The sequence below is a fragment of the Pseudomonas sp. GW821-FHT11D10 genome (genome assembly GCF_058808435.1).
On the sequence record NZ_JBXARR010000004.1, the window covers coordinates 466,761 to 488,293 of the forward strand.

General features: G+C 63.3%; 16 protein-coding genes. 8 read left to right on the forward strand and 8 right to left on the reverse strand.

Annotation, left to right across the window (positions count from 1 at the left end):
* Positions 1–33: 33 nt before the first annotated feature.
* The 3 genes from AC1RT4_RS15810 to AC1RT4_RS15820 form a co-directional block, all read right to left on the reverse strand.
* Positions 34–1,017: a FecR family protein gene (locus AC1RT4_RS15810; protein WP_493086176.1), complete on the reverse strand. Its 984-nt coding sequence runs from the start codon at positions 1,015–1,017 to the stop codon at positions 34–36.
* A 40-nt stretch (positions 1,018–1,057) separates the two neighbouring features.
* Positions 1,058–1,558 (reverse strand): sigma-70 family RNA polymerase sigma factor, encoded by a 501-nt coding sequence (locus AC1RT4_RS15815; protein WP_045121794.1) that lies wholly within the window; start codon positions 1,556–1,558, stop codon positions 1,058–1,060.
* A 109-nt stretch (positions 1,559–1,667) separates the two neighbouring features.
* Positions 1,668–2,381: a class I SAM-dependent methyltransferase gene (locus AC1RT4_RS15820; protein ID WP_493086178.1), complete on the reverse strand. Its 714-nt coding sequence runs from the start codon at positions 2,379–2,381 to the stop codon at positions 1,668–1,670.
* Between the two features lie 180 nt (positions 2,382–2,561).
* Here AC1RT4_RS15820 and AC1RT4_RS15825 point away from each other — a divergent pair, with 180 nt between their 5' ends.
* The 3 genes from AC1RT4_RS15825 to AC1RT4_RS15835 are packed head-to-tail and all read left to right on the forward strand — an operon-like array spanning position 2,562 to position 6,480.
* Entirely contained in the window at positions 2,562–3,731 is a 1,170-nt protein-coding gene (locus tag AC1RT4_RS15825; RefSeq protein WP_493086180.1) for an aromatic ring-hydroxylating oxygenase subunit alpha, read from the forward strand.
* 39 nt (positions 3,732–3,770) lie between these two features.
* The gene (locus AC1RT4_RS15830; RefSeq protein WP_493086182.1) at positions 3,771–5,432 is read left to right on the forward strand and encodes a choline dehydrogenase; all 1,662 of its coding nucleotides are present in this window, start codon (positions 3,771–3,773) and stop codon (positions 5,430–5,432) included.
* A gap of 13 nt (positions 5,433–5,445) precedes the next feature.
* A complete protein-coding gene (locus AC1RT4_RS15835; protein WP_493086184.1) occupies positions 5,446–6,480 on the forward strand; it encodes a GlxA family transcriptional regulator in 1,035 nt (344 codons plus the stop codon).
* 1 nt (position 6,481) lies between these two features.
* On the opposite strand, the gene AC1RT4_RS15840 is transcribed toward AC1RT4_RS15835, so the two are convergent.
* From AC1RT4_RS15840 to AC1RT4_RS15855, 4 genes are all read right to left on the reverse strand, one after another.
* The gene (locus AC1RT4_RS15840; protein ID WP_493086186.1) at positions 6,482–7,210 is read right to left on the reverse strand and encodes a class II aldolase and adducin N-terminal domain-containing protein; all 729 of its coding nucleotides are present in this window, start codon (positions 7,208–7,210) and stop codon (positions 6,482–6,484) included.
* 145 nt (positions 7,211–7,355) lie between these two features.
* Positions 7,356–11,825 (reverse strand): hemagglutinin repeat-containing protein, encoded by a 4,470-nt coding sequence (locus AC1RT4_RS15845; RefSeq protein ID WP_493086188.1) that lies wholly within the window; start codon positions 11,823–11,825, stop codon positions 7,356–7,358.
* Positions 11,826–11,919: 94 nt separating this feature from the next.
* Complete coding sequence (locus AC1RT4_RS15850; RefSeq protein WP_493086190.1) at positions 11,920–13,647, reverse strand: ShlB/FhaC/HecB family hemolysin secretion/activation protein; 1,728 nt, start codon at positions 13,645–13,647, stop codon at positions 11,920–11,922.
* A 105-nt stretch (positions 13,648–13,752) separates the two neighbouring features.
* Positions 13,753–14,028 (reverse strand): hypothetical protein, encoded by a 276-nt coding sequence (locus AC1RT4_RS15855; protein WP_493086192.1) that lies wholly within the window; start codon positions 14,026–14,028, stop codon positions 13,753–13,755.
* Between the two features lie 62 nt (positions 14,029–14,090).
* Between AC1RT4_RS15855 and AC1RT4_RS15860 the strand changes: the two genes are divergently transcribed.
* On the forward strand, positions 14,091–15,212 hold the full coding sequence (locus AC1RT4_RS15860; RefSeq protein ID WP_493086194.1) for an HlyD family secretion protein: 1,122 nt from the start codon (positions 14,091–14,093) through the stop codon (positions 15,210–15,212).
* Positions 15,209–16,801: a DHA2 family efflux MFS transporter permease subunit gene (locus AC1RT4_RS15865; protein WP_493086196.1), complete on the forward strand. Its 1,593-nt coding sequence runs from the start codon at positions 15,209–15,211 to the stop codon at positions 16,799–16,801. Before AC1RT4_RS15860 ends, AC1RT4_RS15865 begins: the two co-directional genes overlap by 4 nt.
* A gap of 4 nt (positions 16,802–16,805) precedes the next feature.
* Here the strand turns inward: AC1RT4_RS15865 and AC1RT4_RS15870 are convergent, their stop codons facing one another.
* Positions 16,806–17,246 carry a carboxymuconolactone decarboxylase family protein gene (locus tag AC1RT4_RS15870; protein WP_074689185.1) on the reverse strand — a complete coding sequence of 147 codons (441 nt, stop codon included), beginning with the start codon at positions 17,244–17,246 and terminating at the stop codon, positions 16,806–16,808.
* A 240-nt stretch (positions 17,247–17,486) separates the two neighbouring features.
* On the opposite strand from AC1RT4_RS15870, the gene AC1RT4_RS15875 reads away from it, so the two are divergent.
* The 3 genes from AC1RT4_RS15875 to AC1RT4_RS15885 all read left to right on the forward strand — a co-directional run bounded on the left by AC1RT4_RS15875 (position 17,487) and on the right by AC1RT4_RS15885 (position 21,481).
* Positions 17,487–17,993: a sigma-70 family RNA polymerase sigma factor gene (locus tag AC1RT4_RS15875; protein WP_474731564.1), complete on the forward strand. Its 507-nt coding sequence runs from the start codon at positions 17,487–17,489 to the stop codon at positions 17,991–17,993.
* Positions 17,993–18,952 carry a FecR domain-containing protein gene (locus tag AC1RT4_RS15880; protein WP_493086198.1) on the forward strand — a complete coding sequence of 320 codons (960 nt, stop codon included), beginning with the start codon at positions 17,993–17,995 and terminating at the stop codon, positions 18,950–18,952. Before AC1RT4_RS15875 ends, AC1RT4_RS15880 begins: the two co-directional genes overlap by 1 nt.
* Positions 18,953–19,051: 99 nt before the next feature.
* Entirely contained in the window at positions 19,052–21,481 is a 2,430-nt protein-coding gene (locus tag AC1RT4_RS15885; protein WP_493086200.1) for a TonB-dependent siderophore receptor, read from the forward strand.
* Positions 21,482–21,533: the final 52 nt, after the last annotated feature.

Here is a 21,533-nt window from a genome sequence, read left to right on the forward strand (position 1 = left end):
AGGAAGACGACGAACTCGAAAAAAACCTGAATTTTATTTTGAAATTATTTCCTGGCTGCCGTCGGCAAGGGTGCGCACGGCCACCGGAAGGATGCTTGGCAACGCCTTGAGCAAGGCATCGGTGTTGTCGGATTTGAACACGCTGGTCAGGCGCAGACTGGCCACGGCCGGGTTGGTGACCTTCAGCGGCTTGTCGCGATAACGCGACACTTCCTCGGCCACTTCGCTGAGGCTGGCGTTGTTGAATACCAGTTTGCCGCTGCGCCAGGCTGTCAGTTCCGCCGGGTTGACCGCATACGCCGGCGCCACTTTGCCCTGGGCATCGATCCGCGTGCCGAGGCCGGCGGTCAGGCTGATGAAATCGGCCTCGGCCGCATCACGGCCCTGCACTTTGACCGTGCCCTGCTCCACCGCGACCCGGGTCTGCGTCACGTCGCGGCGCACATCGAAGCGGGTGCCGGTCACCGTGACCTTGCCGCTGCCGGCCTCGACCACGAACGGGCGAGAAGTATCGTGCTCGACGCTGAACATCGCTTCGCCTTCTGTCAGCTCGATGAGCCGCCGATCCTTCTCGAAACGCACCTGCAGACGACTGCGGCTGTTGAGGTCGATCATCGAACCGTCCGGCAGCGCGACATGCTTGCGCTCGCCCAGCGCGGTGGCGAATTCGGCGCTGTAACCTTGTGGGTGATTCAGACCGCTGAACAGCCCGAGCCCGAGGGCCACCGCGACCACGCTGGCCGCCACGGCATAACGCAACAGCGGACGGCGCTCGCGCCGCGCCGGCGGGGTTTCGCACAAAGCTTTGAGGCGTGGCGCCGGCAGCAGATCCGCCGCCGTCCACAAGCCTTGCAGCAACTGGAATTCGTCACGGTGCTGCGGATGTTCGTTCAGCCACGCGTCGAAGCGCTGCTGTTCGTCGGCACTGACGGCCGGCTCCTGCAAACGCACAAACCAGCGTGCCGCGTCATCGCGCACCGTTGTTTGCCCGCACGCGCAATCACGAGTATCCATCATGGAATGTCCTGTTTGGCTGGGGATGAAAAGACGCCACGGCTCATGATTGCGCCCCGTCCAGGCGATCGCGCAGATGCCGCAGGGTGCGGATCATATACTTTTCCACCATGTTCTTGGACAGGCCCAGGCGTTCGGCGATCTCCGCCTGGGTCAGGCCTTCGATCTTCTGCCAGACGAAAATCCGTCGGCAGTTGACCGGCAGCTCCGTGAGCGCGCGTTCGATGGAATCGGCCAGCTGGATCGCATGCATGTAATGCTCCGGATCGCCGGTCGGCGACTCACTGAGATCGATCGCCTCCGACTCCATGGCGCCCCGCCGGTCCTCACGCCGATAGCCGTCCACCGCGATGTTGCGCGCGGTCTGGTGCAAATACGCCCGGGGTTGCTGCACCGCCGACGAATCGGATTCGAGCACCCGCACAAAGGTGTCGTGCGCCAGATCCTCGGCCTGCGAGCGATTGCGCAGGCGACGGGTCCAGGTGCCGATCAACTCTTCGTAATGCTCGAGAAAGCCGGGTCTGCGGGGCAGCATGGGGATCATTGCGGCGTGCTGAGGAAAGGGGCGTGAATAGTAATGCTTCCTATTAAGCCGAAGCAATGGATTCCTCGGGAATGCCGACGAAGCTGTTTTCCCCAATGCCTTCAGCGCACTAACCCGTGGCAATCTCTGCCTTGCGCGGGCAGAACCAACCGTGCATCAAACCCGCCTGAAAGAACTGGACCGGAGTCTCGAACCCCGCCGACTCGATCAGACCGGCGACTTGCGGCGCCGGCAGAATTGCCACGTCCCGGGCGTAGGCCAAACGCGCTCGCTCAAGCATCTCCGCCGGTACCTGCGCCGAGGCCATCAGCGTCATCCAGTGACGCAGCAATGCTTCATAGGCCGGTGATGCGGTGTCAGAGGCCAGATCAGCATTCGCCAGAACCCCGCCCGGCAGCAGACGACGAGCAATCTCATGGAAAAAGTCGATACGCACCTGAGGGTCGAGCAAGAACTGCGACACCAGAAAACAGGTCGCGCCGTCGTAACCGGATTCATCCGTCAGCGTATCGAGGTAGCCTTCGTGAAAATGGCAACGGTCAATGAAACCACCCTCCGTCGCTCTTTGACGGCACACGTCGAGCATCGCGCCCGAAGGGTCGACTGCAGTGAATTGCCAGCCGGGAAACTGCTGCGCCAGATGGGCCATTTCCACACCGGTGCCCACGCCCACGCAGAGTATCCGGGCATTCTCCGGCAGGCCCACGAATACTGAATCCAGCAGCAAATACAGGGCATCACGAAGGGGCGCCATGCCGCTCCACTGTTTGTCATAGACGGCGGATTGCTGGTCGAACAGGGCCTTGAGTGCTTGATTGTCCATGGAAAACCTTCCTCTGCATCATGATCGCGGTGAAGTTTCATTATCGCAGGGCTGTCAAGACCTCCCCGGTACAGCCTGAGATTGATCATTCCACCCATCAACTGGTCGCAATCCATCAACCCCACACCTGCGCCGCGCCCTAGATTAGATCCCACAACAACACGCCGTGGAGATCGCCTCATGCACAGTTTCCAGACCCGCAAGCAGCACAGTCCGGTCGACGCCTGGGATCAGCAGGATCCGGAGCAGGCCTTCACCCTGCCCTCGCGCTACTTCTACGACGACAGCCTGTTTCGTGCCGAGCGCAACAACATTTTCATGAAGGCCTGGCATGTCGCCGGGCATGTCAGCGAGTTCGCCGAACCGGGGCAGTTCGTGGTCACCGATCTGTTCGACCAGAGCGTGGTGGTGGCGAAGAATCGGCAGGGGCAGATCCACGGTTTTCACAACGTCTGCCAGCATCGCGGCAATCGCTTGCTGGAGGACCGCCGTGGCACCACCGGCGGCGTGGTGCGCTGCGCCTACCACTCATGGTGTTACGAGATGGACGGCAGCCTGCGCGGTGCGCCGCGTTGCGAGCGGATGAAGAATTTCGAGCTGGCGCAGTTCAACATTCCCCAGGTGCGCACCGAAGAACTCGGCGGTTTCATCTACTTCAACCTCGACCCGAATGCGCCGTCGCTGCGAGATCTGTTCCCCGGTGCCGACGAGGAAATGCATCGAGTGTTTCCGGATCTGGCGGACATGCGCCTGATCGAGGAACAGGACGTGATCGTGCCGGCCAACTGGAAAGTGATCATGGACAACTCCATCGAGGGCTATCACTTCAAACTTTCCGGCCCATGCCACATTGACCTCGCGCGGCTGATCGATTTCAAGGGTTACCAGTTGATCAAACGCGACAACTGGTGGACCTACGCCGCACCGGCCAATCTGTCGGCGACCGAGGCCTATGGCGTGCCGCTGAAAAGCGAGCCGAACCCGCAGGAATGCTTTTTCAACATCGGCATGTGGCCGAACAACACCTTCTACACCTTCCCGTTCTCCGAATTTCTCGGCTCGTTCATCATGATTCCGCTGGACGCCGAGCGCTCGCTGCTGCGCTTCGGGTATTACTCCAGCAACCCCGAGACCGCCGCCGTCAGCACGGCGTGCATGAAGTGGATGAACGAAGACCTCGGCCCCGAAGACATCGCCCTGAACATCTCGGTGCAAAAGGGCCTGCGCTCGCTCGGCTACGACCAGGGCCGCTACATGATCGATACCCAGCGCAGCAATGAAAGCGAGCATCTGGTGCATCACTTTCATCGCCTGGTGTTCAACGGCATTCACGGCCACTCCGTGGACTGATACGCCCTTCCCTCGTCATTTGTCAGAACGGAGCAAACCATGGACGAAACCGGGTTTGATTACCTGATCGTGGGCGCCGGCTCGGCCGGTTGTGTGTTGGCCAATCGCCTGAGCGAAGACCCGAACGTGCGTATCCTGCTGCTGGAGGCCGGGCCCGAGGACAAGAGCTGGACGATCGACATGCCGTCCGCCGTGGGCCTTGTGGTGGGCGGGTCGCGCTACAACTGGAGCTATCAGTCGGAGCCCGAGCCGTACCTCGACGGCCGCCGAATCAGCACGCCGAGAGGCCGCACCCTCGGCGGTTCATCGTCGATCAACGGCATGGTCTACATCCGTGGCCATGCCCGGGATTACGACGGCTGGGCCGAACAGGGCTGCACCGGCTGGAGCTATCGCGAAGTGCTGCCGTACTTCAAGCGTGCGCAGACTCACGCCGACGGTGGTGATGACTATCGCGGCGGCGACGGCCATTTGCACGTCACTCCCGGCGATGTCGAAACACCGTTGTGCGCGGCGTTCATCGCGGCCGGGGCCGAGGCCGGTTATGGCGTCAGCGAGGACTTGAACGGCTATCGTCAGGAAGCCTTCGGCCCGGTCGATCGCACCACGCGCAACGGTCGGCGCTGGAGCACTTCGCGCGGTTATCTGAGCGAAGCGCTGGCTCGGGGCAATGTGCGGGTGGTGACCGATGCGCTGGTGCTGCGCATCCTGTTCGAGGGTCGGCGGGCGGTCGGGATTGACTACGAACAGAACGGCGAAACGAACACCGTCCGCGCCCGCCGGGAAGTGTTGCTGACTGCCGGGGCGATCAACTCCCCGCAGTTGCTGTTGCTCTCGGGCGTGGGCCCGGCGGCAGAACTGCGCGACCTCGGAATCAGCGTGATTCACGACCTGCCCGGCGTCGGTAAACGCCTCAACGATCACCCGGATGCCGTGGTGCAATTTCGCTGCAAGCAACCGGTGTCGCTGTATCGCTGGACCACCGCGCCGGGCAAATGGTGGATCGGCGCGCGCTGGTTCGTCCGTCACGATGGCCTGGCGGCGAGCAATCATTTCGAGGCCGGCGCGTTCCTGCGCTCCCGGGCCGGCGTCGAACACCCGGATCTGCAACTGACCTTCATGCCGCTGGCGGTGCAACCGGGCAGCGTCGAGCTGGTGCCGACCCACGCGTTCCAGATCCACATCGACCTGATGCGCCCCACCAGCCTCGGCAGCGTGACCCTGCACAGCGCCGAACCCCGGCGGCCGCCAAGGATTCTGTTCAATTACCTGAAGACCGCGCAGGACCGTGCCGACATGCGTGCCGGCGCACGACTGGTGCGGGAAATCATCGAGCAATCGGCGATGGCGCCGTTCAAGGGTGAAGAGCTGGTGCCGGGCCGTTCGGTGCAGACTGACGCCGAGCTCGATGCCTGGGCGCGGCAGGTCACGGAAACCGGCTACCATGCCAGCGGCACCTGCAAGATGGGGCCGGCAGGCGACCCTGAAGCGGTGGTCGATCCGCAACTGCGAGTGCATGGCCTCGACGGCTTGCGGGTGGTGGATGCGTCGATCATGCCGGTAATCGTCAGCGGCAACACCAACGCACCGACGGTGATGATCGCGGAAAAGGCCAGCGACCTGATCCGCAACTTTGCCCCGTTGCCAGCCCTCGATGTACCGGTGTGGATCAACCCGCACTGGCAGACCGAACAACGATGAAGCAGAGATGGCGATGACCCGATCCGCTGAAGCTGTACCGCGCAATGAAGCACCGCTGCGAGTGGCGGTGCTGTTGCTGCCGGCGTTTTCCAATTTCGGTCTGGCGGCGGTACTGGAACCGCTGGCCATCGCCAACTGGCTGAGCCAGCGCACGCTGTTCGAGTGGACGTTGCTGTCATTGCAGCCGGGCCCGGTGACGGCGAGCAACGGTCTGGCGAGCATCGCCGAGGACGGCTTGAACAACGAGCAGGCTTTCGACGCCTGCGTGGTGCTGGCCAGTTTCGAGGTGCATCAACACAGCCGCAATCCGACGCTCAAGAGTTGGCTGCGCAAGCAGGCGCTGTTCGGCGCGGTGTTGATCGGGGTGGAAACCGGCACCGAACTGCTGGCCGCCGCCGGTGTGCTCGACGGCTACGAGGCGGCGGTGCATTGGGACAACCTGCAGGGTTTTCAGGAGAGTTACCCCAAGGTCCGCGCCCGACCGCAGCTCTACACCCTCGAACGCCAGCGCCTGACCTGCGCCGGCGCCACCACCATTCTCGACATGCTGCTGGGCTGGATCGGCCAGCGCATCGATCCTGATCTGGCCCGGGAAATCGGCCTGCACCTGCTGATGGGCCAGATGCGCGCGCCAGCGGACAATCAGCTCGACGGCGGGCTGGGCAACAGCGGGATGTACGGCAACAAGATCCGCCGCGCCGTGCAGTTGATGGAAAAGGCTCTGGAAGAACCGCTGGACTGCGAGGCGATTGCCAGCGAAGTCGGCCTGTCACGTCGTCAACTCGAGCGCCAGTTCAAACATCAGACCGGGCTCTCGCCGCTCAAGTACTACATCACCCTGCGCCTGGCTCGGGCGCATAACCTGCTGCAACAAACGCAAATGAGCGTGGCCCAGGTGGCGGCGTGTTCCGGGTTTGGATCGCTGGAGCATTTCTCCCGCACTTACCGCGCACGGTTTGGCTGCCCGCCGAGCGAGGATCGGCGTCAGGCGTGGAGCGCGCCGGTGATGCGCCAGCCGTTGAGCAAGGCGCATTTGTCACCGGAATGAATTACTGCCGATACGCCGGCTCTTCCTCATCAAGAATGCCCATCAACGCGTTGAAATGCTTATCCGCAAACCCCGGATAATCCAGCCATTGCCGACACGTCTTGCGCGCCACTTCATCGCTGGCCACGCGCAATTCGCGCCCGGTCGCCAGTGCGGTGATGTACACCTCGCACGCCCGCTCGAAGTAATACAGATCATCAAACGCCTGGGCCACGCTCGGCGCCGCGACCAGCAATCCATGATTGCCCATCAGCAGGATCGGCTTGTCACCGAGCAGCCTGCTCACCCGCTCCGCTTCTTCTCCCAGCCCCATGCCATCGAAGCCGTCATCAATCGCCACCCGCTCGAAAAACCGCATGCTGTTCTGCTCGATCGGTGGCAGCCGCGAGTCCTTCAGGCAGGCCAACGTCGTCGCGTATTTGCTGTGGGTGTGCAGGATGCAACGGGCCTGGGGCTGGTTGCGGTGCAAGGCGCTGTGCAAGGCCCAGGCGGTGATGTCCGGGGCGTCCGGGCGGTCGAGACTGGTCGGATCGTCGGAGTCGAGAAGCAGCAGATCACTCGCGCGGATCCGCGAGAAATGTTTGCCGTAGGGGTTGATCAGAAACTCGCGACCGTCCTGCGAAGTGGCCACGCTGAAGTGATTGGCGATGGATTCGTGCAGGTTCAAACGCGCGGCCCAGCGCAGGGCGCAGGCCAGCTGGATTCTCAGGTGTTCGACGTTGTCGTGCATGGCGCGGCCTCCCGGTTTCACCCGAGTGTAAAGCGCATGCTTTCATCGACTTGACGGGAAACGACAGTGGCTGCCGTTTTGAGCGGGGCATCCATCAGAGGCGGGAGCGAGCAGGCTCGCCCCCGCCGGTTTCACTGACGGTGAATCAGCCTTTTTCGTCGATCCCCGCTTGCAGGGGCTGACCGTCCAGATGACCGCTCAGGGTCACCGGACCGACTTTCCGGTTGCCGTTTTCAAGGGACACCTTCGGTGCGTTTTCTTCAGTTTTGTGTGGCAGGTCCAGGCCGGCTTTTACGCCGTAGTCGAGGTTGCTCAGATCGCTGCTGCTGACCTTCGAACCGCCCAGATCGACCTTGCCTTCGGTGGCGGAAATCCGCGCGCCGGTCAGCTGGGTAGCGCCGCCGACGGTAAGATTCACACCCTGACCAGCGCTGATGCCGGAGGCTTGTTTGACGCTGTCTTTGTGCGCGTATTCGCCGTCGACTTTCAGCGTTGGCTTGTAGTCGGTGCCCGCGAGTTTTCCCTTGTCGTCGGCCGGGGTCTTCTTGGCGGTCAGGCCCAGATCCACATCGACCTTGGCATGAGTGCTGGAGTCCTGACGGCTTTCGACCGACAGATCACCGGCCACTTTGCCGCTGACATTGCGCGCATCAATCCGCGCGCCGTTCAGGCTCGCATCACCGCCGCTGTTCAACACCACCGTGTCAGCCTTGATCTGGCTGTTCTGCTGGGTGGTGCCTTGCAGGTAGTCCACGCCGACTTTGGCCCCGGCATTGAAGCCGTGATCGCTGCTGACTTTTTCATCGGCGGCGGTCGGGGTGCTTTTGCTTAGATTGCCGCCGGCGTTCAGCGCAACGTTCCAGTTATTGCGGTTGTCGGTGGACTGCGCGAACTCCTGAACGAAACCGCCCTTCTGCGCATCGATGCTGACGTTTGGCGCGCTGACCTGAGTGCCTTGCAGGCGCGCAGAATCGCCGCTCAAGGCGATGCCGTTCTGGCTGTTGAGCTGGCCACCGGTAAGGGTCTGGGTGTTTTCGTTGACCCGGCCGATGTTGAAGTTGCCGCTGAGGTTGCCGCCCTGATCACGGCTCTTCTCGCTGCTGGTTTTGCTGCCGCCGGCCTTCAGGCCGCCGCCGAGATTGCTGCCGGTGGCGACGTGCGAATCGGTGGCCGCTTGCAGGTCGAGTTTGCCGTCGGCCTTCAGGTCGATAGCGCCAGCGCTGTCGATCTTCGTGCCCTGCTGCACCTGATTGCCGCCGCTGCTCAATTGCACCGGGCCGTTGCCGCTGAGGCTGGCGACGTGCACCTGGCTGTCGGTGGTCTGGTTGCCTTTGTGATCGAGCTGGAACCCGGCGCCGAGATCGACGTTGGTGCCGTCGGTGCCCGGCAAGGTGCCGACGGTCAGCGAACCGTTGCCGCGCAGGCTGGAGCTGTCGCTGCTTTGGCGGTCGTTGGCTTGATTCAGGGCCAGGTCACCGCCGGTCTTGACGTTGACACCGCCCTGGCCGCCATCGAAACGGCTGCCTTCGAACTGTGCGTCGCGAGCGACATTGATGTTCACACCCTGATTGCCAGCGTAACCGCCGACCACCGCCGTGGAGCTGTTCTTGCTCGACTGGCTGCTGCCACCCGCGCCGCTGCCGGCCACGTTCACGTCTTCACCGGTCTTGGTGTAGACGCGCACATCGACCTTGGCATCGACCGCATTGTCGGTGCTGCTGTGGGTGTTGTTCGCGGCATCGGCCACCAGTTTGTCGGCGCTGATGTTCACTTTGCCGGCGCTGGCGTTGTACTGGGTGCCCTGGTCGTGCAGCGTGCCGCCGACCTTCACGTCCACGGTCTTGCCGTCGAACTGGCTGACAACGGCGTTGCTGCCCTGCTCGGTTTTATCGGTGCTGGCATGACCAACCGCCACGTCGATACCGACGTTCGGCTGACCGAGATTGGCCAGTGCATCCTTGTCCGGCACCTTGCCGTCGAGTACTTCTTTCACCGCGCCGGCAATCGGCCGGGCGATGTCTTTGTACTCGACGTTGGCGCCGATGTCCGCCGACCAGTTGCTCTCGCTGTGGGTGCTGCTTTCGGTGTTGCTGGCGGCACGGTTGTCGACTTCGTTGGCGGCGACGTTCAGACCGTTGCCAGCCTTGAGTTGCGCGCCCTCGGTGGCGAGTTTGTCAGCGTTGATGTTCAGGCTGCCGCTGCTCTGCACGCCGGTGGTTTGCGCGGTGGTTTTGCCGGTGGTGTCTTGCGAAGTGCTGTGCGAGAAGTCCACGCCGCTGCCGGCGCGGTCGAGGCCGCCGGTATAGTAGAAACCGCCGCCGGTGCTGCGGGTTTCGGTCGAGGTGCTGTGGCTGTCCTGCTCGGCCAGCAACGAGACGTTCTTGCCGCTCAGGGTGGTGTCGCCGGCGGTGGATTTCACCTCGGCGCCCTTCAGCGTCACGTCGCCACCTGCCTTCACCTGCACGCTGCCGCCGCTAAGGCTGGAACCCTGCTGCGTGACGTCGTTAGCGGTGACGGTTTGCGCCTTGTCTTCGTAATGCACGCCGGCGCGATACTGCTCCGCCGTCTGCTCTTTGGCGTAGGCATCGAAACCACGGGTCTGCGTGCTGTTGCTGCTGTCGCGGGTGTTCTGCGTCGAATGCACATTCACATCACCCGCCGCCTCCGCCGTCAGCGAACCGCCGGCCTTGACCGTGGAGCCGGCGACTTCGATGTCCTTGGCGCTCTTGAGCTTGAGGTTGCTGTCGGAAGCCAGCTCGCTGCGCACCGTCGTGCTGTCCTTGCTGTTCTGCCGGGACTCGTCCTTGGTGATGCCGAAGAACTTGCTGTCCTTGTCGTGGTTGTTGCTGTGCGAGGTGTCCTGCACGCCGTCGATGGTCAGCGAACCGTTGTCGCTGATGACGCTGGCGTCCTTGGCGCCGCGCACCTGGCTGCCGCTGATGCGCACGTCGTCAGCCTTGACCACGAGTTTGCCGGCCGCGTTGATCTTGCTGCCCTGATGCTGGGTCTGGCCCTTGTCGGCGTCGCCGGTCTTGCCGAAGAAACCGCCGCCAACCAGATCACCGGAATAGCGGTTGTCGCTGCTGCGATGGGTGCGGGTCGCGGTGGTGATTTCCACCTGTTTGCCGGCCATTTGCAGATCGCCGGCGCTGTTCAGCTCGGCACCTTCGGAGCGCAACAGCGCGGCGGTTTGCAGGGCAATGTTGCCGGCCTTCAGCTGGCTGGTGACGCTGCGCTGCTCTTCGCTGCTGCTGTCCCAGTCGGCTTTCCACAGGTGTTTGCGGTGCTTGCCCTGATCGGTCTGGGTGTGGCTTTCAGTGGCGGCGGTCAGGCGCAGATCGCCGCCGCTTTGCACGCTGAGGTTGTTCTTCGCGTCGACCTTGGCGGCTTTCAGTTCGGTGTCTTTGCCGGACGACAATTGCGCGTCGCGGCTGGCGACGATCTGGCCGCCGTGCTGGCGCGAATCGCTGTCGGTCTTGGTGCGTTCGTAGGTTTCCCAGGTGATGCCGATGGTGCTGTTGTTCCAGTTCTCGCGCTGTTCCTGGAGCTTGCGGCTTTCGACGGTGGTCAGGGTCAGATTGCGCTTGGCATCGACCTTCACGTCGCGACCACTGACGTCGGCGGCGGCCAGCGTCAGGTCCTTGCCACTGTGCAGACCGACGTCGCCCTGGCTGCTGCGAATGCCGGTGCGGGTCACGTCGAGGCTGTCCGGAATCGCCTGACCACTGACGCTCAAGTCGCCGGCCGAACGAATCTGCACACCGTCACGCCCGGCGACTTGCACCGCCCCGACCTTCACGCCCGCACCTTCAGCGGTGCTGATGATGTTGATGCGTCCAGCCTGCATCGCGCCGAACAGGCTGGCGTCGATCCGTTGATCGGTGGTGTTGCCCGCCGGGTCCACGGCTTTCACCTGGCCGCTGGCGTAGTCGATCTGATTGCGCCCGACGGTGAGGTTCAGTTGATCGCGAGCGCTGATTGCGCCCTGGCTGTCGATGCGCGGCGCGATCAGGTTAATCGAGCCTTCGCCGTTGCGCAGGCCGCCGCCCTGAATCTGCAACTGACCGGTGGCATCGCGGGTACTCAGGGCTTGCAGTTTGCCGTCATTCAGCTCGGGACGGCCGACCACCAGATTGGCGTTCGGCGTGTTGATGAAACTGCCGCCGTTCACCGAAATGCCGTTCGGGTTGGCGAGCACGTAGTCGGCGGCGCGACCGAAGATTTCCTGGGCGCCGTTGATGGCCGACGGGTTGCGGCTGATCACTTCGTTGAGGATCACGCTTGCGGCCTGACCCTGCAATTGCGGGTTGGCCGCCAGTTGCCCGGCGAGCTGCGATTGCCCGGCCTGAAGGGCGTTGTTCAGCACCAGGCCCTGACGGTCGACGTTGTAGTCGAGGAACTGGTTGTGCGACAGGCCCGAGCCGTTCGGCGCGACGATGTTGACGATCGGGACGCCGCCCTGGGTCTGCAATTGCGCGGTGCCGCCGGGCCCGGGCGCAACCACCACACCGCCGGCCATGGCGCCCGGCAGGTGAGCGACCAGGAACAGGCTGGCGATGGCCCAGCGCAGTTTGCCCCGTGGGGAAAGATGAAACGCAAAGGTATTCATTGGCATAAAAAACTCTCCATGTAGTGCGGCATCACGTTGCGCGTTGAGTTGAAGGCCACGGCTGTCGCGCTCAGATCCGATGGCTGTTGTTCACTGACGTTCATATCTGTAATCCGACCCGCATCAGCCAGGTTTCAGGCTCGCGGTGCAGGCCGGTCGGGGTGTTCAGGCTGCGTTGGTAATCGACGTCCACTTGCAGTTTTTTCCAGCCCAGATTGAGGCCGATGCTGGCGCCGCTCAGGCGTTGAACCGGGGCGCCGTGATCGGCCTTGATCCAGCCGTGGTCGAGGCCGACGCGCGGGGTGAGCTGCACCGGCAGATCGGTGCGCAGCGGCAGGCGCAAGGTGTTGCGCCAGATCGCGCCGCTGGCGCCGGATGCGCTGCTGACCCGATAACCGCGCACGGCGGAATCGTCGGTGCCGAGCAGTTGTTCGATGGCTGGCAGCGGATCCGGGCTGTACTGCAAATTGAGCTGGCTCTGCCATTGCCAGGCTTGCGCGCCGAGCTGGCCGTTGCGCCACTGGCCAAGGCCGGCGCGGTACTTTCGAAACTGTGCCTTGGGCAGGTTTTTGACCTGGCGATCGGCATCGTCGTCGGCGCCAAACCAACGCAAACCCTGGGCGTAGTTGACGTCGAGATTCCACACCGCACGGTCGAGCCAGAACAGATTGAGCCCGGCCTCGGCCACGGTCAGGGTCGGGCTTTGAATGCCGAGGCGGACGTTTTCCAGATAGCTGTCGACATCCTTGTGCGCCAGTTGCAGATTGGCGCTGAGCTGATGGCTCTGATCGCGCCACAACACCCGGTCGGCGCGCAGGCTGAGTTGATCGGTGATGCCGGTGCTGTGGAAAGTCAGCGTGCTGAGCTTGAACGGCGCACGGTATTCGGCGTGGCTGGCGAAGGTGCTGAACGTCCAGTAACCGTAGGGAATCGCGTAATAGAGGCTGGCGTTGCGGCTGTAGCGGTCGCCCTGATTGAGGGTGTCGCTGGCGCTGAGGCTCAACAGATCGTTGAGTTCGAGCGGACTGTCGAGGGTCAGGCTCAGCGTGTCGCGATCACGACCGGTACTGGCGCTGCCGAGGTTGTCGAAACCGGCGCCGAGGGCCCAACGCGACTGCCCCGAGGTCCGCGAACGCAAGATGATTTTCGACGCGCCGGGCTGGCTGCCGGGAGCGATGTCGGCGGTCAGATCAAGCGAGCGCAGGCGGTTCAACTGATCCAGCCCCTGCTCCAGATCCCGCAGGTTCAGCGGTTTGCCGAGCATTCCGGGGAACGCCCCGCCGAGGGACACCGGCAGGCTTTGGTCCGCCAGTTCGATGGACTCGATGTAGCCTTCGTCGATCAGGATATCTAGCGATTGCCCGGCCGCTGGCGCGCTGCTCAGGTAAGGCCGACTGGCGATGTAGCCCTTCTCCACGTACAGCGCGGTGATGGTCGCCAGCAAATGGTTGATCTGGCCGACGCCCATGCACGGCGCCAGCAGCGGTTTGATCCGGGCGTTGAGTTTGTCTTTATCGATCAGCGTCACACCGCCGATGCGCGTGCCGCTCAGGGGCCAGCAGCGTTCGTCGGGTTTGATCGATTCAGGAATGGCCGGGGTGGCAGGCGTCGGGCCGAACGCGCCGCGCTCCAGTTGGCGCTTGCGCTGTTCGAGTTGCAGCTGTTGCAGATCGCGCTGTTGCAGTTGTTGCTGGCGCAGCACTTCCTGGCCAGGGGCTGGAGTTTCGGCGGCGAGAACGCTGGGCGCACACACACTCAACAACAAGGCCGACAACAGCGGGCGAGGCAGGAAACGACTACGAGAAACAACGCAAAGCGAATACGGCACTCAACATCCTTGCAATCAACTGGCTTAATGCCACCCCATCAATACCGGTGATAGTCAGAGCCTTCCTACACAATTGCAAGACGCTTCCTACGCTGCTTACATTTCTTAAACAAATGCCCTTTTAGCGCGGATCGCCAGCGATAACGCCAGCAAGTTGCAGATCATCAGGGTTTCCCCGAGGGCCTGAGACCAGGCTGCCAACATCAATCCCGCACCGATCAGCAGGTCATAAAACCGCCCTGGCATCGTGCCGTCGTTGCCCGCTTGATTGATCGTGGCAGTCGCGGCGTGGGTTCGAACAGGCTCCAAACCCTGAGGCTCTTGCGCAATTAATCGGACATCCGAGGCAACTGACGACCGGCGATAAAAATCAATTGCCACAAAATATTACTCGCGTCATATTACGGTCGTAATAGCCATTCCGCTTCCTCAGGTATTACGCCATGACCAGCATGCCCACCGTAGAACCCGATCTCGCCGTTCCGGTCAGCGCCCCCAAACCTCCCCTGCTCAAACGCCTGCTGTTGCCGACTGCGGCTCTGGCCGCGCTGGTGTTCGCCGGGCTGTACGCCGTGCATTGGTGGGGCACCGGGCGGTTTCTTGAAGAGACCGACGATGCCTACATCGGCGGCGACGTGACGGTGATCGGGCCGAAAGTCGCCGGTTACATCGAGGAAGTGCTGGTCAGCGATAACCAGAAGGTGAAGGCCGGCGACGTGCTGATTCGCCTCGACGCCCGCGACTACCGCGCCAATCTGGCCAAGGCCGAAGGCGCCGTTGCCGCCGAGGAAGCGCTGCTGGCCAACCTCGACGCCACCGAACAACTGCAGCAAGCGGTGATCGGTCAGGCCCGCGCCGGCATTGATGCCGCCAGCGCCGAAACCGCGCGTTCGCGGGACGACAACGCGCGCTACAAACGTCTGGTGACCACCAACGCAGTCTCGGTGGAAAGCGCGCAACGGGCCGACGCCACCTTCAAGACCGCGCAAGCCTTGAGCGCCAAAGCCCAGGCCGAATTGCTGGCCGCGCAACGCCAACTCACCGTGATCGAAACCCAGAAACAACAGGCCCGCGCCGCCCTCCAGCAAGCCCGGGCCGAGCGTGATCTGGCGCAACTCAACCTCGGCTATACCGAACTGCGCGCCCCGGTCGACGGCGTGATCGGCAACCGCCGCGCGCGGGTCGGCGCCTACGCGCAGGCCGGTTCGCAGCAACTGTCGGTGGTGCCGGCCAGTGGTCTGTGGGTCGATGCCAACTTCAAGGAAGACCAACTGGCGCGGATGAAACCCGGCCAGCGCGTGAGCATCCGCGCCGATGTTTTATCTGGCCAGGAATTCCACGGTCGCCTCGACAGCCTCGCCCCGGCCACCGGTTCGCAATTCAGCGTGCTACCGCCGGAAAACGCCACCGGCAACTTCACCAAAATCGTCCAGCGCGTGCCGGTGCGGATCCTGCTCGACCCGGCCGACGGCGTGCTCGGCCACCTGCGTCCGGGACTGTCGGTGACCGCTGAAGTCGACACCCGCGCCCAACCTGAAACCACCGCCGTGGCCAGCGCGCCATGAGCACCGCCCTCACCGCCTCCGCGCAGCCATTCAATGCCGCCGAAATGGCGACGGCGACCAAAGTGTTCGCCTTCGCAACGATGTGCATCGGCATGTTCATCGCGTTGCTGGACATCCAGATTGTCTCGGCCTCGCTGCGCGATATCGGCGGCGGGTTGTCCGCCGGCACCGATGAAACGGCGTGGGTGCAGACCAGTTACCTGATCGCCGAAATCATCGTGATTCCGTTATCCGGTTGGCTTTCGCGGGTGTTCTCCACACGCTGGCTGTTCTGCGCTTCAGCGGTCGGCTTCACCCTCGCCAGCCTGCTCTGCGGCATCGCCTGGAACATCCAGAGCATGATTGCCTTTCGCGCGCTGCAAGGGTTTCTCGGCGGGTCGATGATTCCGCTGGTGTTCACCACGGCGTTCTTTTTCTTCACCGGCAAACAACGGGTCATCGCCGCCGCGACCATCGGCGCCGTGGCGTCGCTGGCGCCGACATTGGGCCCGGTGATCGGCGGCTGGATCACCGATATTTCGTCCTGGCACTGGCTGTTCTACATCAACCTGGTGCCGGGGATTTTCGTCGCCGTGGCGGTGCCGATGCTGGTCAAGATCGACCAGCCGGAACTGTCGCTGCTCAAGGGCGCGGACTATTTGAGCATGGTGTTTCTGGCGCTGTTTCTCGGCTGCCTGGAATACACGATGGAAGAAGGCCCGCGCTGGAACTGGTTCAGCGACCAGACGATCCTGACCACCGCGTGGATCAGTGGCCTCGCAGGGCTGGCCTTCATCGGCCGCACGTTGCATGTAGCCAATCCGATCGTCGACCTGCGCGCGCTCAAGGATCGCAATTTCGCCCTCGGCTGCTTCTTTTCCTTCGTCACCGGGATCGGCCTGTTCGCGACAATTTACCTGACGCCGCTGTTTCTCGGGCGAGTGCGCGGCTACGGGGCGCTGGACATTGGTCTGGCGGTTTTCTCCACCGGGGTGTTCCAGATCATGGCGATTCCGCTGTACGCCTTTCTCGCCAATCGCATCGATCTGCGCTGGATCATGATGGCGGGCCTGGCGTTGTTCGCGTTGTCGATGTGGGAATTCAGTCCGATCACCCACGATTGGGGCGCCGGAGAATTGATGCTGCCGCAAGCCTTGCGCGGGATTGCCCAGCAACTGGCGGTGCCACCGGCGGTGACATTGACTCTAGGGGGCTTGGCACCGGCGCGGCTGAAACATGCGTCAGGCCTGTTCAACCTGATGCGCAATCTGGGCGGTGCAATCGGGATTGCCGCGTGCGCGACCATTCTCAACGACCGCACCAACCTGCACTTCACCCGGTTGGCGGAGCATCTGAACAGCAGCAACGAAGCGGTGAATCAGTGGCTGGCCCAGGTCGGCGGCAACTTTGCCGCGCTGGGTCAGAGCGGCGATGTCGGCCTCACCGCCAGCCTGCGTCAGCTATGGCTGCTGACCTACCGTGAAGCGCAGACGCAAACCTACGGCGACACGTTCCTGATGATCATGGTGTGCTTCGGCATCGCCACGGCGATGGTGCCCTTGATGCGCAAGGTGCAACCACCGGCCGCGCCGAGTGCCGATGCACATTGATCGATCAGGCTTGCGGGGTTTTACGAAAGCCCACGGCCAGACGGTTCCAGCTGTTGATGGTGCTGATTGCGACGCTCAGGTCGACCATTTCTTTGGGCGAGAACTGGGCGGCGACCGCTTCGTAGTCTTCGTCCGGGGCGTGGGTCAGGCTCAGTTGGGTCAGGGTTTCGGTCCACAGCAGCGCGGCGCGTTCACGTTCGGTGAAGAACGGCGCTTCACGCCACGCGGTCACGGCGAACAACCGGCGCGGGGTTTCGCCGCCCTTGATCGCGTCGGCGGTGTGCATGTCGATGCAGAACGCGCAGCCGTTGATTTGCGAAGCGCGCAGCTTGACCAGTTCGATCAGGGTCTTTTCCAGCGGCAGTTTCGAGACGGCGGTTTCCAGGGCAATCATGGCTTTCAGGGCATCTGGGGACGCGGTGTAGAAATCGATACGAGGTTTCATGGCGACTCTCCGGGGCAAGTGAATGTGTGGCTACGTTAGTCCCGGGGCAGGGCCAGGCAAATAGCCAATCTCCCGGAAGACGGGTAGGCCACTCCTTTGGCGTCAGAAAAGAAAGTGTGGAAAGGCAATTGCCAGCGCTCGTTCCGCGCCACTAGAATGCGATCAATTCTTAATTGCACAGTTTTCGCACTCACGACCGCACCCTTGGCAACGGACGCCCGAAACGAGTATCTGCCCTTCATGTCGTCCCTTGATCAGCCGTTGAATCAGCAAGTCCAGACGCTCTACAGCGAACACCACGGGTGGCTGCAGGGCTGGCTGCAGCGCAAGTTGGGCAATCGCTGCGATGCGGCCGACCTGGCGCACGACACGTTCCTGCGCCTGCTCACCCGGCAGGTGATCAAGCCGTTGGGCAGCGAACCCCGGGCGCTACTGACGCACATTGCCAAAGGGCTGGTGATCGACCGCTGGCGGCGCCAGGACCTGGAGCGCGCGTACCTGGAAACCATTGCGCACCTGCCCGCCGCCGAAGTGCCGTCGCCGGAAACCCGCTACCTGATTCTCGAAACCCTGTGGCGCATCGAAGCGCTGCTGCGCGAACTGCCGGAACAGACCCGCGAGACCTTCCTGCTGTCGCAGATCGAAGGCCTGACCTACGCGCAGATCGCCACGCGCCTGAGCGTTTCGCTGATCACCGTCAAACGCCACATGCGTGCCGCGTTCATTGCCTGCCTGAGTGTCGCCTGATGAACTCGTCGATGATCAATCCGCAGATTCTCGGCGAAGCCGCCGACTGGCTGGTGCAACTGCATTCCGGCACCGCGACCCCGTCCGACCATCAGGCCATCGCCCAATGGCGCACCCGCAGCGCCGAGCACGCCATCGCCTGGCAACGGGCCGAAGCCCTGCTGGGGGATTTGCGCAGCGTGCCGGCCAATGTCGCGATCCAGACCTTGAAACGCGCGTCCCGCAAAGAAGGCCTGAGCCGTCGCCAGACCCTCACCCGCCTCGGCTTGCTGTTGATGGCCGGGCCGTTGGGCATCGCCTCGCAACATGTGCCGTGGCAGCAATGGACCGCCGACCAGCGCACCGCCGTCGGCGAGCAAAAGAACCTGCAATTGCCGGACGGCACTCAACTGGTGCTCAACACCGACAGCGCCGTGGACATCGCCTTCAGCCCGGTGGAGCGTCGCGTCCTGCTGCTCAACGGCGAAGTGCTGATCAACACCGCCGCAGACGCCAGCGCCCGTCCGTTCATTGTCGAAACCCCGCAGGGCGTGGCACGCGCGCTGGGCACACATTTCTGCGTGCGCACCGAAGGTTCGCGCAGCCAGGTGTCGGTGCTTGAGGGACAGGTCCAGATCACCCCGCAACTGCTCAAGCAGAGTGCGATTCTTCAGGCCGGCGAACGCCAGCGCTTCAAGCTCAACAGCTTCGACAGCGCCGAAACCTTCGACACCGCGTCCCTGGCCTGGGACAAAGGCATGCTGCTGGCCAGCAACATGCGTCTGGACGAATTGCTCGGCGAACTGAGCCGCTATCGCCGGGGCGTGCTGCGCTGTCATCCGGACGTGGCGGCGATACGCGTGTCCGGGGCGTTTTCCCTGCGCGACACCGACGCCAGCCTGCGTTTGCTCAGCGATACGTTGCCGCTGAACATCAACAGCCTGACCCGTTATTGGCTGTCGGTGGAACCCCGTGTCTGAGCCCTCGGAAAATATTTTCAATATTCGCTGATACCTTTTCGCGACTCGTCCGGTGAGTGGATAGACCTTTCAATTCCACGCCCCCGACAGGAACACCGAATGACCGCAATGCCATCGCCCCGCCCCGCCACGTTTGCGCTCAAGGCCCTGAACCTGAGCCTGGCCCTGGCCTTCAGCGCGCTGCTGCCGACCGCCGCCCACGCCGCCGACAGCGTCAGTGAAAGCGCCAGCCGCAGCGTCAACATCGGCCCCGGCCTGCTCAGCCATGTGCTGGCGCAATTTGCGGTCAGCGTCGGCGTGCCGCTGTCGTTCGATCCGGCGCAACTGGGCAATCGTCAGAGCCCGGGCCTGCAAGGCAGTTACACCGCGCAGAGCGGTTTTGCCCGGTTGCTGGAAGGCAGCGGTTTCGAGCTGATCAGCACCGGCCACAACGGTTACACCGTGGCCCCGAAAGTCGCGGCGGACGGCGCGCTGGAACTGGGCGCCACCAACGTCAGCGCCCTGCACGACGACAGCGGTGACACCTACGGCGGCGAACAGGTCGCCCGCCGCGCGCAGATCGGCATGCTCGGCAATCAGGAGGTCAACGACCTGCCCTTCAGCGTCACCAGCTACACCGCCAAGACCATGGCCGATCAGCAGGCCCAGACCGTCGGCGATGTGTTGCTCAACGACTCTTCGGTGCGCCAGTCCAACGGCTTCGGCAACTTCTCGCAGATGTTCATGATCCGCGGCCTGCCGCTGGCCTCCGATGACATTTCCTATAACGGCCTCTATGGCGTGCTGCCCCGGCAGATCATCGCTGTCGAAGCGCTGGACCGGGTGGAACTGTTCAAGGGCCCGAACGCGTTCGTCAACGGTGTGACCCCGAGCGGCAGTGGCATCGGTGGCGGGATCAACCTGCAACCCAAACGCGCGATGGACACCCCGACCCGCAGCGTCACCCTCGACTACAGCGCCGACGGCCGGGTCGGCGGGCATCTGGATCTGGGCCAGCGCTTTGGCGAGGACAACCGCTTCGGCGCGCGGGTCAACCTGATGCAGCGCGAAGGCGACACCGCGGTCGATGACGAAGACCAGCGCTCGTCGCTGTTCAGCGTCGGCCTGGACTATCGCGGCGATCGCCTGCGGGTCTCGACCGATTTCGGCTATCAGAAGCAGGTGATCAACCAAGGGCGCTCGGTGATCTATGTCGATTCGAGCCTGACCAAAGCCCCCAAAGTGCCGCACGCCAACGCCAGCTACGCCCAGAGCTGGAGCTATTCGCAACTCGAAGACACCTTCGGCATGGCCCGCGCCGAGTACGACCTGAACGATAACTGGACCGCCTACGTGTCCGGCGGCGCCAAGCACACCCGCGAGAACGGCGTGTACTCGTCGCTGACCGTCACCGACCTCAACGGCAACGCCCGTGGCGGCATGCTCTATTCGCCCCACGACGAGGACAACCAGAGCGCCATGGCCGGGCTCAACGGCCGCTTCGACACCGGCCCTGTCACGCACCAGTTGAACCTCGGCTGGGCGGGCATCTGGGGCGAGCAGCGCTCGGCGTTCGAAACCGTCGGCGCCGCCGGGCGCTACAGCACCAACCTGTACAACGTCACCGACAAGCCGCGCCCGGCGCCAACCTCGTTTGCCAGCGACATCAACGACCCGCGCGTCACCGGCAAGAACACCCTGCGCAGCGAGGCGATTTCCGACACCCTCGGTTTCGTCGATGACCGCATCCTGCTGACCCTCGGCGTACGTCGCCAGGCACTGAAAGTCGACGGCTGGAGCACCGCCACCGGCGCCCGTACTTCAAGTTATGAAGAGTCGATCACCACCCCGGTCTACGGTCTGGTGATCAAGCCGTGGGAACACGTGTCGTTCTACGCCAACCGCATCGAAGGCCTGGCCAAGGGCCCGACGCCGCCGACCACGGCGATCAACCGCGACGAAACCTTCGCCCCGGTGCGCAGCAAGCAGATCGAAGCCGGCGTGCGCCTGGACATGGGCAGTTACGGCGCCAACCTCGGCGTCTATCGCATCGAGCAACCGTCGAGCTACACCCAGGACGGAATCTTCCGGGTCGACGGCCAGCAGACCAACAAAGGCGTGGAACTCAACGTCTACGGCGAACCGCTCGACGGCCTGCGCCTGCTCAGCGGCGCAACGTTGATGAAGACTGAACTGGAAGGCAGCAGCAACGGCGTGAATGATGGCAACCGCGCCGTCGGGGTGCCGCGCTTCCAGTTCAACCTCGGCGCCGACTGGGACATTCCGGGCCTCGAAGGCGCGGCCCTCAGCGCGCGCATGTTGCGCACCGGCGGCCAGTACCTGAACGCGGCCAACACCCAGAGCATTCCGGCGTGGAACCGCTTCGACCTCGGCTCGCGTTATGCCTTCAAACTGGATGAGAAGCAGATCACCCTGCGGGCCAATCTGGAGAACGTCGCCAACGAAGCCTATTGGGCCTCGGCCAACGGCGGTTACCTGACCCAGGGCACGCCGCGCACGCTGAAGGTTTCGGCGACTGTGGACTTCTAAAAAACCGCTCGTCACTCGGCCGGCACCAAGCCTTGTGCGCGTCAGACCAATA

What these genes read in the sequence shown, in the direction of transcription:
- AC1RT4_RS15885 (WP_493086200.1), top strand. Translation starts at nt 19,052, where the DNA reads ATGACCGCAATGCCATCGCCCCGCCCCGCCACGTTTGCGCTCAAGGCC.
- AC1RT4_RS15875 (WP_474731564.1), top strand. Translation starts at nt 17,487, where the DNA reads ATGTCGTCCCTTGATCAGCCGTTGAATCAGCAAGTCCAGACGCTCTAC.
- AC1RT4_RS15880 (WP_493086198.1), top strand. Translation starts at nt 17,993, where the DNA reads ATGAACTCGTCGATGATCAATCCGCAGATTCTCGGCGAAGCCGCCGAC.
- AC1RT4_RS15840 (WP_493086186.1), bottom strand. Translation starts at nt 7,210, where the DNA reads ATGCACGACAACGTCGAACACCTGAGAATCCAGCTGGCCTGCGCCCTG.
- AC1RT4_RS15830 (WP_493086182.1), top strand. Translation starts at nt 3,771, where the DNA reads ATGGACGAAACCGGGTTTGATTACCTGATCGTGGGCGCCGGCTCGGCC.
- AC1RT4_RS15860 (WP_493086194.1), top strand. Translation starts at nt 14,091, where the DNA reads ATGACCAGCATGCCCACCGTAGAACCCGATCTCGCCGTTCCGGTCAGC.
- AC1RT4_RS15865 (WP_493086196.1), top strand. Translation starts at nt 15,209, where the DNA reads ATGAGCACCGCCCTCACCGCCTCCGCGCAGCCATTCAATGCCGCCGAA.
- AC1RT4_RS15820 (WP_493086178.1), bottom strand. Translation starts at nt 2,381, where the DNA reads ATGGACAATCAAGCACTCAAGGCCCTGTTCGACCAGCAATCCGCCGTC.
- AC1RT4_RS15815 (WP_045121794.1), bottom strand. Translation starts at nt 1,558, where the DNA reads ATGATCCCCATGCTGCCCCGCAGACCCGGCTTTCTCGAGCATTACGAA.
- AC1RT4_RS15825 (WP_493086180.1), top strand. Translation starts at nt 2,562, where the DNA reads ATGCACAGTTTCCAGACCCGCAAGCAGCACAGTCCGGTCGACGCCTGG.
- AC1RT4_RS15870 (WP_074689185.1), bottom strand. Translation starts at nt 17,246, where the DNA reads ATGAAACCTCGTATCGATTTCTACACCGCGTCCCCAGATGCCCTGAAA.
- AC1RT4_RS15845 (WP_493086188.1), bottom strand. Translation starts at nt 11,825, where the DNA reads ATGCCAATGAATACCTTTGCGTTTCATCTTTCCCCACGGGGCAAACTG.
- AC1RT4_RS15810 (WP_493086176.1), bottom strand. Translation starts at nt 1,017, where the DNA reads ATGATGGATACTCGTGATTGCGCGTGCGGGCAAACAACGGTGCGCGAT.
- AC1RT4_RS15835 (WP_493086184.1), top strand. Translation starts at nt 5,446, where the DNA reads ATGACCCGATCCGCTGAAGCTGTACCGCGCAATGAAGCACCGCTGCGA.